Here is a 17,027-nt window from a genome sequence, read left to right as displayed (position 1 = left end):
AAAATAAACTCCATCTTCTTTTAAATTTAGGACTTATACACAGACATTTAGACAAGTGGATAAAAATAATCACAGCATGTTAATAATTATCCACAAGTTAATAACATTCAGTGGATAACTTTATGTATGCTATGATTTATTCACACTAAATACGTATATAAAATCAATAAATAAATCCTTTAAAAATAATGAGTTAGACGACTTATCCACATAATTATACTTTTTAACTTAGAGAGATGTCAAATAGGTGTGAATATGTTGTTAAACTTGGTATAAATCTGTTAATAATGAATATATTATCCACAGAAACTTGAATCTCATATGTGTATAAGTGGATAATTTTAAAAAACTAACTTTATGTACTACAACAGCTTTGGGAAATAATTTATAAAGATGAATTTAAAATGAATAAAGTTTGAAAGACGCTCGTTTGATGAAATGTATAAATATTAAAAATGAATGGTGGCAAGTGGTTAAAAAAATAACATCTTAATGCAAATGCTGCTTGCTTTATAAATAGTAATTTGTTATATTGTAGTAGTTGCTTGAATTATGACTAGATAAAATTGAATTAAAACAAGAATTCTGATATCAGAAATTATAATTTATCTATTAAAATAATCAGGATCACTACAAGAGCGAGTGAGCTGGATAAATATGTAGATGGAGGTGTTTTGCATGGTAAAACGTACTTATCAACCAAATAAACGTAAACATAGTAAAGTTCATGGTTTCAGAAAACGCATGAGCACTAAAAATGGCCGTAAAGTTTTAGCACGTCGTCGTCGTAAAGGCCGTAAAGTTTTATCAGCATAAGATCACTGACTTCTCAGTGGTCTTTTTTTTCGTTTGAATAGGTATAAATTGAGATACGCTATATCAAAACTAACTTTAACTAAAATGGCAAAGAATAAAATAAGCGAGTGATGTGAACGTGGAGAAAGCTTACCGTATAAAAAAGAATACTGATTTTCAAACGATTTATAAAAGAGGGAAATCGGTAGCAAATAGACAGTTTGTTGTTTATACCTATAATAGTAATAAAAATCATTTTCGATTAGGTATTAGTGTATCTAAAAAATTGGGCAATGCAGTGACTCGAAATAGAATTAAACGTGCGATAAGGGAGAATTTCAAAATTCATAAAGAAGATATTATTGCACGTGATATTATCGTTATTGCTAGGCAACCAGCTAAGGATATGACTACACTTGAAATCCAGGGTAGCTTAGAACATGTATTAAAAATTGCTAAGGTCTTTAATAAAAAGATTAAATAGAAGGGTAGGGGGATTTTTAGACACCTGTTAGTCTGAGGTTAGACAAACCGAAGTCTTAACTTATGAGCGATAAATCAACTTATTAGCAATTTTTATAGAAACAAATTACAATGTTATAATGAAATTTTACTTGAATAAGGAGGCGAGGATAATCATGGATTTTGATACGATAACTAGTATTTCAACACCTATGGGTGAAGGGGCAATCGGTATTGTCCGTTTATCTGGACCGCAAGCCGTTGAAATTGGAGATAAGCTATATAAAGGAAAGAAAAAGTTAGAAGACGTAGATTCACATACGATTAATTATGGTCATATCGTAGATCCTGAAACAAATGAAGTTGTTGAAGAAGTTATGATATCTGTGCTAAGAGCACCAAGAACATTTACACGCGAGGACATAATTGAAATTAATTGTCACGGTGGTATTTTAACGATTAATCGAATATTAGAACTTACAATGACGCATGGCGCAAGAATGGCAGAGCCAGGTGAATATACAAAGCGTGCATTCTTGAACGGGCGTATCGATTTATCACAAGCTGAAGCTGTTATGGACTTTATTCGTTCTAAAACAGATCGTGCTTCTAAAGTTGCCATGAACCAAATCGAAGGGAGACTAAGTGATTTAATTAAACGACAACGTCAATCCATTTTAGAAATTCTCGCGCAAGTAGAAGTGAATATTGATTATCCCGAATACGACGATGTTGAAGATGCTACAACTGAGTTCCTATTAGAGCAATCTAAAAAGATTAAAAACGAAATTAATCTATTATTAGAGACTGGCGCACAAGGTAAAATTATGAGAGAGGGTCTTTCAACCGTTATCGTTGGTAAACCAAATGTAGGGAAATCGTCAATGCTAAATAACCTTATTCAAGATAATAAAGCCATCGTAACTGAAGTTGCAGGTACAACTCGTGACGTTTTAGAAGAATACGTCAATGTTAGAGGTGTACCATTAAGATTAGTAGATACTGCAGGTATTCGTGACACTGAAGATATCGTTGAAAAAATTGGTGTCGAACGTTCACGTAAAGCCTTAAGTGAAGCAGATCTAATTTTATTTGTATTAAATAACAATGAGCCATTAACACAAGAAGATCGTACATTATATGAAGTTATTAAAAATGAAGATGCCATTGTAATTGTTAACAAAACTGATTTAGAGCAAAACTTAGATATAAATGAAGTAAAAGAAATGATTGGTGATACACCACTTATCCAAACATCTATGCTTAAACAAGAAGGTATTGATCAACTAGAATTACAAATACGAGATTTATTCTTTGGTGGCGATGTTCAAAACCAAGATATGACTTATGTATCTAATTCAAGACATATCTCTTTATTAAAGCAAGCTAGAAATGCCATTCAAGATGCGATTGATGCAGCTGAATCAGGTATTCCTATGGATATGGTTCAAATTGACTTAACGCGTACATGGGAATTACTAGGTGAAATTATTGGTGAATCTGCTAGTGATGAATTGATTGATCAACTATTTAGTCAATTCTGCTTAGGAAAATAATAGTTTGTACCTCATAGCGATGCAACGTTATATCAAATTATAAATATAAATGAAATTGAGACGGTAGGAAGTCTTATTTATAAAAATAAAGGCAAAGGAAATTTAAAGGAGGTCAATTAGGTGGTTCAAGAATATGATGTAATCGTCATTGGTGCTGGACATGCAGGTATTGAAGCAGGTTTGGCATCTGCAAGACGTGGTGCAAAAACACTAATGCTAACAATTAATCTAGATAATATTGCATTCATGCCATGTAACCCATCAGTAGGTGGTCCAGCGAAAGGTATTGTCGTTCGAGAAATTGACGCATTAGGTGGACAAATGGCTAAAGCGATTGATAAAACACATATCCAAATGCGTATGTTAAATACTGGTAAAGGACCAGCAGTACGTGCGTTACGTGCTCAAGCAGACAAAGTGTTATATCAACAAGAAATGAAACGTGTCATTGAAGATGAAGATAATTTAGACATCATGCAAGGTATGGTGGATGAATTAATTATTGAAGACAATGAAGTAAAAGGTGTCCGCACAAATATCGGTACTGAATATCGCGCTCAAGCGGTTGTTATTACGACAGGTACATTCTTACGTGGTGAAATAATCTTAGGTAACATGAAATATTCAAGTGGTCCAAATCATCAACTTCCATCTATCACGCTAGCTGATAATTTAAGAGAATTAGGGTTTGAAGTTGTGCGCTTTAAAACGGGTACACCTCCACGTGTAAACGCGAAAACAATTGATTATTCTAAGACGGAAATTCAACCTGGTGATGATGTGGGTCGTGCATTTAGTTTTGAAACTACAGAATATATCCTAGACCAATTACCTTGTTGGTTAACATATACTAATGATCGTACACATAAAGTCATCGATGATAATCTACATTTATCAGCTATGTATTCAGGTATGATCAAAGGAACAGGTCCTCGTTATTGTCCATCAATTGAAGATAAATTTGTGCGTTTCAATGATAAACCTAGACATCAACTTTTCCTAGAGCCTGAAGGTCGTAATACAAATGAAGTTTACGTTCAAGGCCTTTCAACAAGTTTACCAGAACATGTACAACGTCAAATGTTAGAAACAATTCCTGGTCTTGAAAAGGCAGACATGATGCGTGCAGGTTATGCCATTGAATATGATGCCATTGTACCAACGCAATTATGGCCAACATTAGAAACTAAAATGATTAAAAATTTATACACAGCTGGACAAATCAATGGTACTTCAGGTTATGAAGAAGCGGCTGGACAAGGTATTATGGCAGGTATCAATGCTGCAGGTAAAGTGCTTGGTACCGGAGAGAAAATCTTAAGTCGTTCAGACGCATATATCGGTGTTTTAATTGATGACTTAGTTACAAAAGGTACGAATGAACCTTACCGCTTATTAACATCTCGTGCAGAATATAGATTATTACTACGTCATGATAATGCTGACTTGCGTTTGACAGATGTAGGTTATGAATTAGGTATGATTTCGGAAGAACGTTACGCGCGTTTTAATGAAAAGCGTCAACAAATTCAAGATGAAATCCAACGTTTAACTGATATTCGTATTAAACCAAATGAACACACACAATCCGTCATTGAGGCAAATGGTGGTTCACGTCTAAAAGATGGCATTCTAGCAATTGATCTATTACGACGTCCTGAAATGACATACAATACAATCTTAGAAATTCTAGAAGAAAGTCATCAATTACCTGAAGCGGTTGAAGAACAAGTTGAAATTCAAACGAAATATGAAGGTTATATCAATAAATCATTGCAACAAGTTGAAAAAGTTAAACGCATGGAAGAGAAAAAAATTCCGGAAGACTTAGATTATAGTAAAGTGGATAGTTTAGCGACTGAAGCTCGTGAAAAATTAGCTGAAGTTAAACCATTGAATATTGCACAAGCATCACGAATCTCTGGTGTTAACCCAGCAGACATCTCAATCTTACTTGTTTATTTAGAGCAAGGTAAATTGCAAAGGGTGAAAAATTAATGAACGGCATAGAATGGCTAGCTAAAGAATTAAGTGAACATGGAATTGAATTGTCAGATAAACAAAAAGAACAATTTCAAACATATTATCGTTTACTTGTAGAATGGAATGAGAAAATGAATCTCACAAGTATTACAGATGAACATGAAGTTTATTTGAAACATTTCTATGATTCAATTACACCAAGCTTTTATTATGATTTCAATCAACCTTTAACCATCTGTGATGTTGGTGCTGGTGCAGGTTTTCCAAGTATTCCATTGAAGATTGTTTACCCTGAATTGAAAGTAACCATTGTAGATTCTTTGAATAAACGTATTCAATTTTTAAATCATCTAGCTGCTGAACTTGGCTTAACTCAAGTTAGCTTTGTACATGATCGCGCTGAAACATTCGGTAAAGGCGTAAACAGAGAAACGTATGACGTAGTTACAGCACGTGCAGTAGCCAGACTTACAGTGTTAAGTGAATTGTGCCTTCCTTTAGTTAAAAAAGGTGGTCAGTTCATCGCATTGAAGTCTTCTAAAGGAGAAGAAGAATTAGAAGAAGCACAATTTGGGATTAGTATATTAGGTGGCGTCTTTAGTGATTCTTATACATTTGATTTACCAGAAGATGCTGGTGAACGACAAATGATTATTATAGATAAACGTCGTCAAACATCTAAAAAATATCCTAGAAAACCTGGTACGCCTAATAAATCTCCTTTACTAGAAAATTAATAGCACTTACATGTTAAAATTAATTTTAAGAGGAGTGAATGGATAATGAAAAAGCCTTTTTCAAAATTATTTGGATTGAAAAATAAAGATGACATCGTTGGATACATTGAAGAAGATCGCAATTCTAGCGTCGAATCCATTCAAATTGAGCGTATTGTACCTAACCGTTATCAACCAAGACAGGTGTTTGACTCAAGTAAGATTACTGAACTTGCTGAATCTATTGATGAGCATGGTTTATTACAACCCATCGTTGTAAGACCGATTGAAGAGAATATGTATGAAATTATTGCGGGTGAACGACGTTTCAGAGCACTACAGTCACTGCATAAATCTCAAGCAGATGTCATTATACGTCATATGAATGATGAAGAAACAGCAGTTGTAGCATTAATTGAGAATATTCAACGTGAAAATTTATCTGCTGTTGAAGAAGCGGAAGCTTATAAAAAGCTTCTTGAAATTGGTGGCACAACGCAAAGTGAATTAGCTAAAAGTTTAGGTAAAAGTCAAAGTTTTATCGCAAACAAATTGCGACTATTGAAATTAGCACCTAAAGTGATTAATCGTTTAAGAGAAGGCAAGATTACTGAGCGTCATGCTCGTGCTGTCTTATCTCTCAAAGAGGACGATCAAGAAAAGCTAATTGAACAAGTGATTAGCCAAAAATTAAATGTTAAACAAACAGAGGCACGTGTTAAACAGAAAATTGGACCAGAAAAAGTAAAAGCTCAATCTTTCCAATTCTCTAAAGATTTAACACAAGCACGTGACGAAGTTGGAAAAAGTATTCAAGCTATTGAACAATCTGGTATACGTGTAGAACAACGTGATAAAGAACATGATGATTATTACGAAATTAAAATAAAAATTTATAAAAAATAGATGAAAAGTGTGTATGATACCATTTCTTAAGGGATTGGTTTTAAAATGTATATCACTAAATATTAGCACTAAGATGATTAAAAATTGAATTATCTTAGTGTTTTTTTATGTTCAATATGGCAATCATTTTTATTACAAAGTGCTGTTTACATAGCAAATAAATAGATTTACAATATTATTAAACGAAACGTATCGTTTAATAATTAAAGAAGAAGGGTTTATTGTGTTTGGAATATCCATTTCTAGTGCTATTCTTCATTTTGTTATTGGAGGTCTTGCAGTGGCAATTGCATCTATAATGGCTGAGAAAGTCGGTGGTAAAATGGGTGGCATTATCGCTACTATGCCGGCAGTCTATTTAGCCGCAATTATTGCCCTTGCGATAGATCATCGTGGCAATAAATTAGTACAAATGTCAATTCATCTTAGTTCTGGTGCCATTATTGGGATTATATCGTGCATCATAACAGTCTTTCTAACTTCTCTTTATATTAGTAAAAGAGATTATAAAAGAGGTACAGGATTTGCATTAATATGTTGGCTTGTAATTTCTCTAGGTATATTTGTCGTTAGACATATGAATTAATCTTTGGAGGCTTTTGTAATGAAATTAGCATTAATTAAATTCTTGGTTGGAGGATTAGCAGTTACACTTAGTTATATTATTTCTGTTATTTTACCTTGGAAAGAGCTCGGTGGCGTCTTTGCTACATTACCTGCAGTATTCTTAGTTTCATTGTTTATAACAGGAATGCAACATGGCGATGTCATTGCTAAGCACGTTAGTAGAGGTGCAGTGTTTGGCATGACAGGTGTATTAATTAGTATACTAGCAACATGGGCGATGCTTTATTTTACAAATCATTGGTTACTTAGTATTGTTACTGGATTTATTGCATGGTTTGTAAGTGCAGTAATTATTTTTGAAGCGGTTGAATTTATTACGCGTTTAAGAAGGGGAAAACATGGCTGGAAGACCGAAAGATCCGACAATCAATCATAAAATATTTAATGAAATAGATCGATTGTTAGTAACCACTCATTTTAGAGACATTACGATTGATCAAATTTCAGAGAACACAGGTGTTTCAAAAGCAACGATTTATCGTCGTTGGAAAGATAAATCATCGATTATTGTAGATATGTTTGTGAGTAGAACTCAGATTTTTGAAAATGAAAATAAAGATTTATACACAGGATTGTATCAATATTTAGTAAAGATAATGTCTATTTATAAAACCAATCTTGGACGAGCGGTTATTGAAATATTGATTAGTAATCAACAAAATGACGCTCGCGAATTATTTATGCAAGGTTATTTTAAAAATAATCGTAAGATATTAAAATCTATTATTGCTCAACATATTAAAGAAGAGGATCAAGATTTATTTATAGATTTAATCTTCTCACCGATTTATTTTAATATTTTAATTAAACCTGAAACACTCGATGAAGCGTATATTGAAAAAATGTTGAAAATGATATTAAAATCATTTAATGACTAATATTTAATAGTAAATGGAACAGCAATAAATGTTAAGACGCTGTTCCTTTTTTAGACGTCGGGAAGTCTTGCAAATGCTGATATATCAGTATGTAAAAGGATTTTGACAATGAAAAAGATGCGTATGACAAAGAAATTTGGTAGTTTTTTATATGAGGAAACGTTTCTATAGAGATGAAGTGAGATACGGCACATATTTACTATCTTGCTTCTATTCTATGCAAGATTAATCTATATGGTTAAGGAGTTATGGATGATGGAAATCGGTCAACAAATTAGAAAATATAGAGAAAAAGAAAAGTATTCTCAAGAGTACTTAGCTGAGAAATTATATGTTTCGAGACAAACCATTTCTAATTGGGAAAATGAAAGAAGTTATCCAGATATCCATAATTTGTTAATGATGTGTACATTATTTAATGTTTCATTAGATGATCTTGTTAAAGGAGACGTGAAACGTATGGGTCATGAAGAAGTTAAAAAAGACATGGATTTTTGGACGTGGATGATGTTGATTTGGATTTTATTAGCTTGTGTTTTAATAGGACCACTTTTATATTATTTGAGTTGGTGGGGCGTTGCGATTACCTATGTTATTTTTTCTGTAGGTTTTTATAGTAGTACGCAAGTCGACAAAATTAAATATAGGCACGGTATGGATAATTATGATCGAATCGTTGCATTTATGAATGGTCAAGATCCAAACGAAGTTCAGACGAGTAAAACACGTAATCTCATTACGAGCATCTTATCATTTGTCTTTGTAGTAGGTGCATTTGTAATCATATGTTGGTTAAGTATTTATTTGTCATTTAAATTTTTACCGTAATCAATTAAAAAGACCTAAGAAGCGGAAATGCTTCTTAGGTTTTTTAAAAATTTCACTTTAAATTTTGCCCATCGCGTCTTCTTCTACCGAATAATAATACACTACCTAAACTTGCAAACATTGTTGCTAATAATGATTTATTTATATTAGCATCGTCGCTACCAGTATTTGGTAGGTGCTTCGGTTGATTTAGTTGTTTAGGTGTTGGTGGCACATGATGTGTCGGTGGTACACCTGGTTTTTCAGGTGGGTTGCCTGGCGGGTTAACTGGAGGTTGACCCGGTGTTTTAGGCGGATTATGTGGTGGTTTGTTTGGCGTTGGTGGTACGGGAGGTTTAACAGTGTTGTTAAACTCAGTATCATTTATTCCAACTGATTTACCGCCTGAACTGTTGTAAGTTACAGTTGCTTGTAAATTACCAGTTTCTGGATTTTCAGTAACTACCACTGTTGATTTGATAGACATTGTATCATAAGCAATATTTGAATCTGTTCCCACTTGTTCAGTGATTTGGTAAATATAAGTGCCTACTTTATTGAATTTAATTGGTAAGAAATTCACTTTACCATTCGCATCATTTGTTGCTGATTGCTCTGGGTGATCAGGAGTGTTTAAATCCGTTAAGATGAATGTGTAATCTCCACCTTTAAGTTGACCACCTTCCAATTTCTTAGTCACTTTGAATTCAAAGTTTACTGGTACTGGTTTTACTTTATTTACACGTTTTTCTGACGGTTTAGGAGGTGGTACTTCATTGCCACCTTTGGCTGGGTTAAAGAACTGCACAGACTGATTAGCTACATTAGTGATGTCTTTACTAGCTTTGGCACTGTCTTTAATGACCCCGACAATATCTAATTTGTAATAACGTCCAAATGGCATTTGCGCATTATCTAGCACATGGTCTTTGACTAAACTATCTTTTGATGTAGCTATGATAACACCATTCTCATCTGTGATATCAAATAAGTTTGTAACGTCCTGTCCAGTAATACCGTCGTATACCTTAATACTTTGAACAGCTACGCTTGTTTCATCATAGTCATCAGTAATGCCTAATTTATTAATTTTATTCTCTGGTGTTAAGTGTGTTGTATCTAACCAAACTTGATACACAATTTTATCGCCACGATTAAGCGTTTTAGTATTGATGTTTTCTGGTTCATTATTAGTTGTTTGATCCGCATAAGGGTTCACATTAGTATCTGCATATTTATTCGCTAATTCACTATCATCATCTAATAATTTATTTGCTGTAATATCATATTTTTCCACTGATAAATCAAATTTTTCAGGTTGGAATACAGGTGTCGGTGGTGTTGGAGGAACAAATGTATTGTTGAATTCAGTATCTGCTGGCGCAATCGATGTTGCTGTAAGTACATGTAAATCTTTAGTGATATTTACAGTTACAATTGCTTTCATAGAATCACTACTGATATTCGGTAAGTTACTAGGAACTTCTTCAACAGTATACGTGAAGGTTTTACCAGCATCGGCATTAGTATAAGTCGGACGTTTACCTTCAATAAAGTTGAAGTTTATTTGACCTGTCGCATTATTTGTACCTGTAGCGATAACTTCTCCGTCAGCATTTTTCATAGTGAATTGAAACTCTTCATTGTTTAACGGACGGCCAACTAGAGATTTTGTAAAATGAACGTCAAAGTCTAATTGCTTAGGTGCTACATAATAGTTAGTGAATGCTTGGTTATTATCAGTATCTGAATCATATGCGTAACTCACATTTGCGTTTAAAGCCACATTTTCTTCGGTTACTGTAACAGTTGCTGTAATCGTTAATGGTTCAGCATCAAAATTTGAGTTAAGGTTAGCTTTATTTTCTGTAATTGTATAAGTGTAAGTACCTGGTTTTGTAAATGAAATCTTATCAAATGTAACTGAACCATCTGCTGCATTTGTTTTTGATTGCGAAGTCTCTGGAATAGCTGGTGAATTAGGACCGGCTACAATATTGAAAGTGAATTCACCTTGCGCTAGCGTATGTTCGCCTTTAACTACTTTATTTGCCTTTAATGTGACTTCAACAGGGTCTATTGCTGTGTAGTAATAAATAATAGGATGCGCTTTAGCTAATAAGTTTTGTAAACGGAAGTTACTTCCACGTCCTACTTGTACACCATTTATTGATTGATTAGGAGCAAATATATTCCCAACAGCACCTTCGCCAGCACTAGCTGGTTGAATAAGAAATGGTATATTATATCCAGGAATATAAATCTGTTTACCTAAATCATTTTTATTTCTTTCGCCAGGTCTTAACGTTGCTTCATAAACTTTCACATAATTTGTTGTATCGATACCTGTGTTTTTCGCAGATTCAGACATGTGATCCACCGATAAAGTCCAAATTTCGATACGTGTTGTACCATCTTCTCCGATAATTTCTTTGATACGTTTGACACCACCATTATTCGTTTCAGCATCCACATATCTCAACCCAACTTGGTATGGGCGAACCATTGTACCAATCATGTGATTAGGCTCAGCAATTTGATATAATTTGTAACCTTCAAATTCACGTGAGTTTGAAGCGGTATAGATTTGTCCATCCATACCTTTAATCGTATAGTGTGCTAGCTCTTTTTCAGTGAAATCTGGTTGGTATGTTTGAGCGTTTATATCAGTCTTATCTGCTTGATAAGTGGGGTTATTCTTAGTAACAACACGATAATAGGTCGTTTCAGGAACAATGTGGGGCACATAATATTGTGGATCTGTAATGGTTGTTCCTTCATTCGCCTGGTTAAATAAATCGTAAATTTGTATGCCGCTTCGTCTATCTTCTAAGCTACCATTATCATCTATTTCAAAACGTGCTCTAATAGTTGAAACTGTGTTTTTGAATGAGTCTAATGTATTTAAAAAAGTGAAATTGATATGACCATATTTCGCTTTTTGAGGATCATGAGCAGCTACTGCGATTTCTAGAGAATTTTGACCAATGGATACAGTGCCAGGTGAATTGATCTGTTTCGTTTCTACTACAGTATTTGTCTCACCGTTAACTAATTCAATCGTTACGTCATTAGAATCATCGTAGGGCTTAGATAAACGATAATAATATTTTGTTTGATAGGCAGCATTAAAATCTTTAAGATCTGTTATCGCAAATGTATACTGATTTGGATCAGGACTTTTTTCAAATACGACGTTTGGTGTTGGGACAGTATTTGAATCTTTAGGTTGTAGAATGGCAACATCTCTACTTTTAACTGATGCACCATTAGCATCATCCATATTAGGTGTTGCAGTTGTCGTTGTATCCTCTAAGACGCCTTCTGAAGTAATTGGTGACGTTGCTGAACGACGTGAACGCGTATGTATTACTTTCTTCTCTATTTGAGATGAAGCGGCAATGGCTTGCGCATTTGCATTTTCTTTAACTGAGTGAGTTGTCTTACTCGTTATTTGTGATTGAATTTCTGCTTTTGTTGTATTTTCTGTATTTTTTAGGGGATTAGATTGATATGTTGAAGCTGCATTTTGTACGTCTTCGTGTGTTGAATTATTGGCTTTCTTTTCAAAAGATTGTGGATTGGAAGCCGTGTCCGTTGTTAACGTACTATTATGTAATTCACTCGCATGAGCTACATCTTGAAAGCCTACAAATAAAAAGGCACCTAATAGTACGGAGCCTGTTCCTATTGAAAACTTTCGAATAGAGAAGCGATATTTAGTTTTTTGAAGCATAACTTGATGTCCTTTCTTAGATGAATAAAATATTTCTGTCAATTTAATTATAAAATATATAAAATAAAAAATATTAATATATAATGATCATAATTATTAAAATAAAAAGCAAAGGGGTAGGATAGAATCCTTTTGAATTCTATCCTACCCCCAACTTACTTAGCTTGTAGAATTTCTTTGTGAAATTCTTTATGTTTGGGCCCCAAACCCCGTATGTATGATTAGAGCTGAGAATCGCTTGATTTAAAGCGCCTTCTCAGCTCAATTAATTACTGCTTGTTTTCAATGTAGCCATATTTATTCAAAAAGCTTTGTTTTCAATATTAGTTACTATTCTTTTCTTCATAACGTTTTAGAATATAACCACCACCAAGTAAGCCTACCGGCACTCCAATAAATGGTGTCACAATGCCACTTAATATGAAGACGATAAGTACTAACATAAGACCGTTAAACCAATTGACTTTCAAACTTAATAAATCCTCGTAAGATTTGCGAATTAATTCTTTAATATTCATTTAAACAACGTCCTTTCTTTTCAATTATTAAATAGAGTGTTTTACAATTCGATTTGCATGGATAAATGAGATTGCTGCAAAGATAAGGTAAACAAGTGAATAAACAATCATCACAATGATAATCGGTATAGGAGAGTATTCTCCCATTAGTTTCATAAATACCATTGCAGCAAATAGTGCGTGTAATAATGCGATGATTAAAGGTAAACCGAAGTTGAATAGAATCTTTAATGCTAGACCTTTCGTCATATCCGTGTGTGTGAAGCCGATACGTCTTAATATGCGATAATTGTTAATTTCATCTTCGGTTTCATCCATTTGTTTAATATAGATAATACATCCCGCTGCGATGAGAAACGCTAATCCTAAGAATGATGTGACAAATATTAGAATACCATTACTTTCATCTAGCATTTTCTTCGTGTCATTTTTTAATTCTACATTTGGACTTACTTTCTGAGCTAATGTCTCCGCTTTGGAGAGGTCTTTATGATCTTTGATATTAAATCCATAATGATGCATCAGTTGGTCCTTCATTTTCAATTTATTGAAATTATCTGGACTTACTTTTAAGACAGGACCACCTATAGAAACGGTCGACGGAATTACCTCATTGTCATCCTTTTTATTCACGTTTAATGTCATTTTTTGTTGACCTTGAAGTGTCATATCTTTATTCGTATGAACACTTACAATGCCAGAAAGCGGTCCTTGTAGGTTAGTAATTGTAGCATGGTTACCTTTATTATTTTTATCTGGCATCACAACGATACCAGTATTTTGCATACCTTCGTTTGTTTTACTTTTTAAGGCATCATTTTTAAACAATTTCGTATTACTACCTTCAAATGTTTTCGTGTCATATTGAATATGATTTTGTTTTAATAGTTTTTCATACTTTTGAGCTGATTCTGTTTTAGAAAAGTTAACGTCTTGAGGAGACGATACTTGAATCATATAGTCCGTATTGGCTTTACTAATCGCGCCAAAACACAGAATAGTTACTGTCACAGCTGAAATTACCGCAATAATTGTTAGTGACATCGCATTTTTCTTCATGCGATGCATAATTGATGAAGTAAATACGACATCTGTAATTGAAATGCGTCCATGTTTAGACTTTTTCAGTGATTTAAATATGATAGATACTGAACTTCTAAAGAATAGATAAGCCCCCACAACGGTTAGAAACAGAATTAAGAAAGGTGTGACTAAGACCATTGTTAAAACTTCGAACTTACCAAACATTTCAGTAGAAATATAATACCCAAAGATGATCATGATAATGCCTAGAATACCGGCAATAAGTTCAGGAACGGTAATTTTAGCTTTAGTAGCTTCTGATTTAGTACTGTCCTTCATCATTGACAGAATGGTTCTTCTTTTTAGGAAAAGGAAGTTCTGGAACATAATCAAGATAAATGCTAGTACGAGCATCACAATTGTTTGTATTAACGCAGGAAATTCAAATCCGATTGATACACCTACTTTCAAATGCATCATCTTCACTAGAATGTTAAGTAGAATTTCAGAGCCTACAATACCAATTAAAATACCTATGATGCCAGTAATAAAAAAGAATGTAAGTTGCTCGATAGCTAGCATTCTTAAAATGTTTTGTCGTGTTAATCCAATAAGTTGGAATAGCGCAAATTCTCGTGTTCTACGTTTAATAAATAATTGGTTCGCATACATTAAGAAAATAATAATTGTAATAAATAGGAAAACTGAGCCTACTTTAGCACCTTCTTGAATAACTTTTGGAGAACCACCATTATTAATACTATGTGTGTACTGCAAAGTGACAAAGCTAAAGTGTAAAATAATACTAAAAATGAGTGAAAAAAGATACAGTGCATAATTTTTGAAATTACTTTTTAAGTTTTTGAGTGTAATTTGATTAAACGTCATTTGCGACACCACCTAAGGCTGACTGTAATTGAATGATTTCATTATAAAATTCGCGTTTAGATTTATCTTCTTGATGGATTTCTGAATGAATATTGCCATCTTTTAACATAATGACACGCTGTGCGAAACTCGCTGCAGATGGGTCATGAGTTACCATGATTATCGTGCTATTGAATCGCTCGTTCATATCTTCTAGACGGTTGAGTAAGTCTTGCGCACTTTTCGAATCAAGTGCTCCTGTCGGTTCATCGGCAAAGATAATAGCCGGTTTATGAACGAATGCACGTGCGGCAGCGGTACGTTGTTGCTGACCACCTGATATTTCGCTTGGATATTTATCGCTTAACTCATAAATACCGAGTGCTTCAGTAACTTCTTTATAATTTTGTTCCATCTCATCTTTACTTACTTTTTGAACGGATAGTGGCAACATAATGTTTTCTTTAACAGTTAAGGTAGGTAAGACACTATAATCTTGGAAGATAAATCCAAGTTCTTTCTTACGAAATTGTGCTAACTGCTTATCTTTAAGTTGATTAATTTCATTGCCACTTACTTCTACAGTTCCTCCAGAAATACTATCGATGGAACTAATGACATTGAGGAGGGTAGTCTTACCTGAACCTGAAGGTCCCATTATGGCGACGAATTCTCCTTTGTCCACTGAAAAGTTGATGTCGTGTAGGGCTTTATATTTTTGTTTACTTCCGTATACTTTTGATAAATGATTGACGTTTAGAATTGGCATGTCGATCGCACTCCTTATTTGATTTATAATTTTTCTTTTGCTTTAGTTGGAATTTTTGATTTTTTAACTTCTTCGAATGACTGAATTGTGTGAGATTTTTCGCGTACAACTAAGTAATGATTTTGTTTTAATTTTTTAGATGCTGTGTATTCAATTTTTTTAGATTTACCATCTTTCGTGTAACCCGTTTGATTGTAATGATAGATATAGAAATCTTTTTCTTTATCAACGACTTCTACTTTCGATGGCTTTTGAGTCTTAACGTAATATTCATATGTTGGGGCTAGAGGATTGAGCTTGTTCCAGTCATTGATTGAATGATTGTTAGGGTGTTGATTGGAATAAGCATTTAATCCAAACAATCCTCCGATAACGATAATTGCAATGACGACAATTGTAATGAATATATTTCTTAAGGTTTTCAATATCATCACTCCTTGTTTCTATTACACTTATAATTGTAGAAGGGTTGCGTCAGTACTGCCTTTATCTAACCTTACAAAGTCGATGTCATTTCTTACGAATATGAAAGATTGGATTATTTTTTGAAAATGTAAGTAAGAAGGCATTCTTAAATGTGATAACTTGAATAGTAATCTTGTGAGAGGTTTGTTACGATGAAGCTATCAATAAGTACGCTAAGGATGAATTTCTTGATGAGCTTAATTTTCAAAACGAAGTAAATTGATTAACGTTACGGTTTTTAAAGATGAGTGAAACGACTTTGCAATATATTTGTGATAAAGTAAGTTGTGTTTATAAAAGATGATAGGCGGGGTTTAATTGAAAAAAGAGATAATTGAATGGATTGTAGCCATTGGTGGCGCACTCTTAATTGTAGGTATTGTATTAAAGTTTATTGGAACATCATACACAGTATCAGGTTCATCGATGTATCCAACTTTCCAAGATAGAAATAAAGTGATAGTTAGTAAGATTTCGAAAACATTGAACCACATTGATAATGGTGATGTCGTTGTCTTCCATGAAGATGCACAACGTGATTTTATTAAGCGTGTGATTGGTACGCCAGGTGATAAAGTTGAGTATGAAGGTGATCAATTATATGTTAATGACAAAAAGGTATCAGAGCCTTATTTAGATTATAATAAGAAGCATAAACAAGGTAAGTATTTAACAGGTACATTTAAAACAAGCCAAGTGAACGGAGCAAATGGTAAAAATAAAATTCCTAAAGATAAGTATTTAGTTTTAGGTGATAACAGACAAAATAGTGTAGATAGCCGTTTGGCTGAAGTTGGTTTAGTAGATAAAGACCAACTTGTAGGTAAAGTTGTTTTAAGATATTGGCCATTTAATAAATGGGAAGCAGGTTTTAACCCAGGCACATTTTAGAAAAAACAATTAAATGAATAAAATTTAT

At 33.5% G+C, this 17,027-nt stretch carries 16 protein-coding genes; 11 read left to right on the top strand and 5 right to left on the bottom strand.

The annotated features are described in order from the left end of the window. Positions 1-678: 678 nt before the first annotated feature. From rpmH to EQ029_RS12160, 10 genes are all read left to right on the top strand, one after another. Positions 679-816, top strand: a complete 138-nt coding sequence (rpmH, locus tag EQ029_RS12205) for a 50S ribosomal protein L34 (protein WP_000240855.1) — start codon at positions 679-681, stop codon at positions 814-816. Between the two features lie 112 nt (positions 817-928). Continuing rightward, the gene (gene rnpA / locus EQ029_RS12200) at positions 929-1,279 is read left to right on the top strand and encodes a ribonuclease P protein component (RefSeq protein ID WP_162838898.1); all 351 of its coding nucleotides are present in this window, start codon (positions 929-931) and stop codon (positions 1,277-1,279) included. Between the two features lie 154 nt (positions 1,280-1,433). Next, positions 1,434-2,813: a tRNA uridine-5-carboxymethylaminomethyl(34) synthesis GTPase MnmE gene (gene mnmE / locus EQ029_RS12195; RefSeq protein WP_011276915.1), complete on the top strand. Its 1,380-nt coding sequence runs from the start codon at positions 1,434-1,436 to the stop codon at positions 2,811-2,813. Positions 2,814-2,933: 120 nt separating this feature from the next. After that, on the top strand, positions 2,934-4,811 hold the full coding sequence (gene mnmG / locus EQ029_RS12190) for a tRNA uridine-5-carboxymethylaminomethyl(34) synthesis enzyme MnmG (RefSeq protein WP_011276914.1): 1,878 nt from the start codon (positions 2,934-2,936) through the stop codon (positions 4,809-4,811). Beyond that, on the top strand, positions 4,811-5,533 hold the full coding sequence (gene rsmG / locus EQ029_RS12185; RefSeq protein ID WP_037537749.1) for a 16S rRNA (guanine(527)-N(7))-methyltransferase RsmG: 723 nt from the start codon (positions 4,811-4,813) through the stop codon (positions 5,531-5,533). Before mnmG ends, rsmG begins: the two co-directional genes overlap by 1 nt. A gap of 45 nt (positions 5,534-5,578) precedes the next feature. Further along, a complete protein-coding gene (noc, locus tag EQ029_RS12180) occupies positions 5,579-6,418 on the top strand; it encodes a nucleoid occlusion protein (RefSeq protein WP_011276912.1) in 840 nt (279 codons plus the stop codon). Positions 6,419-6,641: 223 nt separating this feature from the next. Continuing rightward, a complete protein-coding gene (locus tag EQ029_RS12175) occupies positions 6,642-7,004 on the top strand; it encodes a DUF3147 family protein (RefSeq protein WP_057504847.1) in 363 nt (120 codons plus the stop codon). 18 nt (positions 7,005-7,022) lie between these two features. Further along, a complete protein-coding gene (locus tag EQ029_RS12170) occupies positions 7,023-7,421 on the top strand; it encodes a DUF3147 family protein (RefSeq protein ID WP_011276910.1) in 399 nt (132 codons plus the stop codon). After that, complete coding sequence (locus EQ029_RS12165) at positions 7,384-7,923, top strand: TetR/AcrR family transcriptional regulator (RefSeq protein WP_046309824.1); 540 nt, start codon at positions 7,384-7,386, stop codon at positions 7,921-7,923. Before EQ029_RS12170 ends, EQ029_RS12165 begins: the two co-directional genes overlap by 38 nt. A gap of 255 nt (positions 7,924-8,178) precedes the next feature. Next, the gene (locus tag EQ029_RS12160; RefSeq protein ID WP_011276907.1) at positions 8,179-8,751 is read left to right on the top strand and encodes a helix-turn-helix domain-containing protein; all 573 of its coding nucleotides are present in this window, start codon (positions 8,179-8,181) and stop codon (positions 8,749-8,751) included. Between the two features lie 52 nt (positions 8,752-8,803). Here EQ029_RS12160 and EQ029_RS12155 read toward each other — a convergent pair whose 3' ends face one another. The 5 genes from EQ029_RS12155 to EQ029_RS12135 form a co-directional block, all read right to left on the bottom strand. Further along, on the bottom strand, positions 8,804-12,466 hold the full coding sequence (locus EQ029_RS12155) for a Spy0128 family protein (protein WP_016930936.1): 3,663 nt from the start codon (positions 12,464-12,466) through the stop codon (positions 8,804-8,806). 323 nt (positions 12,467-12,789) lie between these two features. Beyond that, positions 12,790-12,984 carry a VraH family peptide resistance protein gene (locus EQ029_RS12150; RefSeq protein WP_011276905.1) on the bottom strand — a complete coding sequence of 65 codons (195 nt, stop codon included), beginning with the start codon at positions 12,982-12,984 and terminating at the stop codon, positions 12,790-12,792. 27 nt (positions 12,985-13,011) lie between these two features. After that, positions 13,012-14,895, bottom strand: a complete 1,884-nt coding sequence (locus tag EQ029_RS12145) for an ABC transporter permease (RefSeq protein ID WP_057504848.1) — start codon at positions 14,893-14,895, stop codon at positions 13,012-13,014. Further along, complete coding sequence (locus EQ029_RS12140; protein WP_011276903.1) at positions 14,885-15,643, bottom strand: ABC transporter ATP-binding protein; 759 nt, start codon at positions 15,641-15,643, stop codon at positions 14,885-14,887. The genes EQ029_RS12145 and EQ029_RS12140 overlap by 11 nt, the downstream gene beginning before the upstream one ends. Positions 15,644-15,666: 23 nt before the next feature. After that, positions 15,667-16,074: a YxeA family protein gene (locus EQ029_RS12135; protein ID WP_011276902.1), complete on the bottom strand. Its 408-nt coding sequence runs from the start codon at positions 16,072-16,074 to the stop codon at positions 15,667-15,669. 352 nt (positions 16,075-16,426) lie between these two features. Here EQ029_RS12135 and lepB point away from each other — a divergent pair, with 352 nt between their 5' ends. After that, positions 16,427-16,999 (top strand): signal peptidase I, encoded by a 573-nt coding sequence (gene lepB, locus EQ029_RS12130; RefSeq protein ID WP_011276901.1) that lies wholly within the window; start codon positions 16,427-16,429, stop codon positions 16,997-16,999. Positions 17,000-17,027 lie beyond the last annotated feature (28 nt).

Origin of the sequence: Staphylococcus haemolyticus (assembly GCF_006094395.1) — a bacterium.
Lineage (GTDB): Bacteria > Bacillota > Bacilli > Staphylococcales > Staphylococcaceae > Staphylococcus > Staphylococcus haemolyticus.
This window is presented reverse-complemented; position numbering and strand designations above follow the sequence as displayed.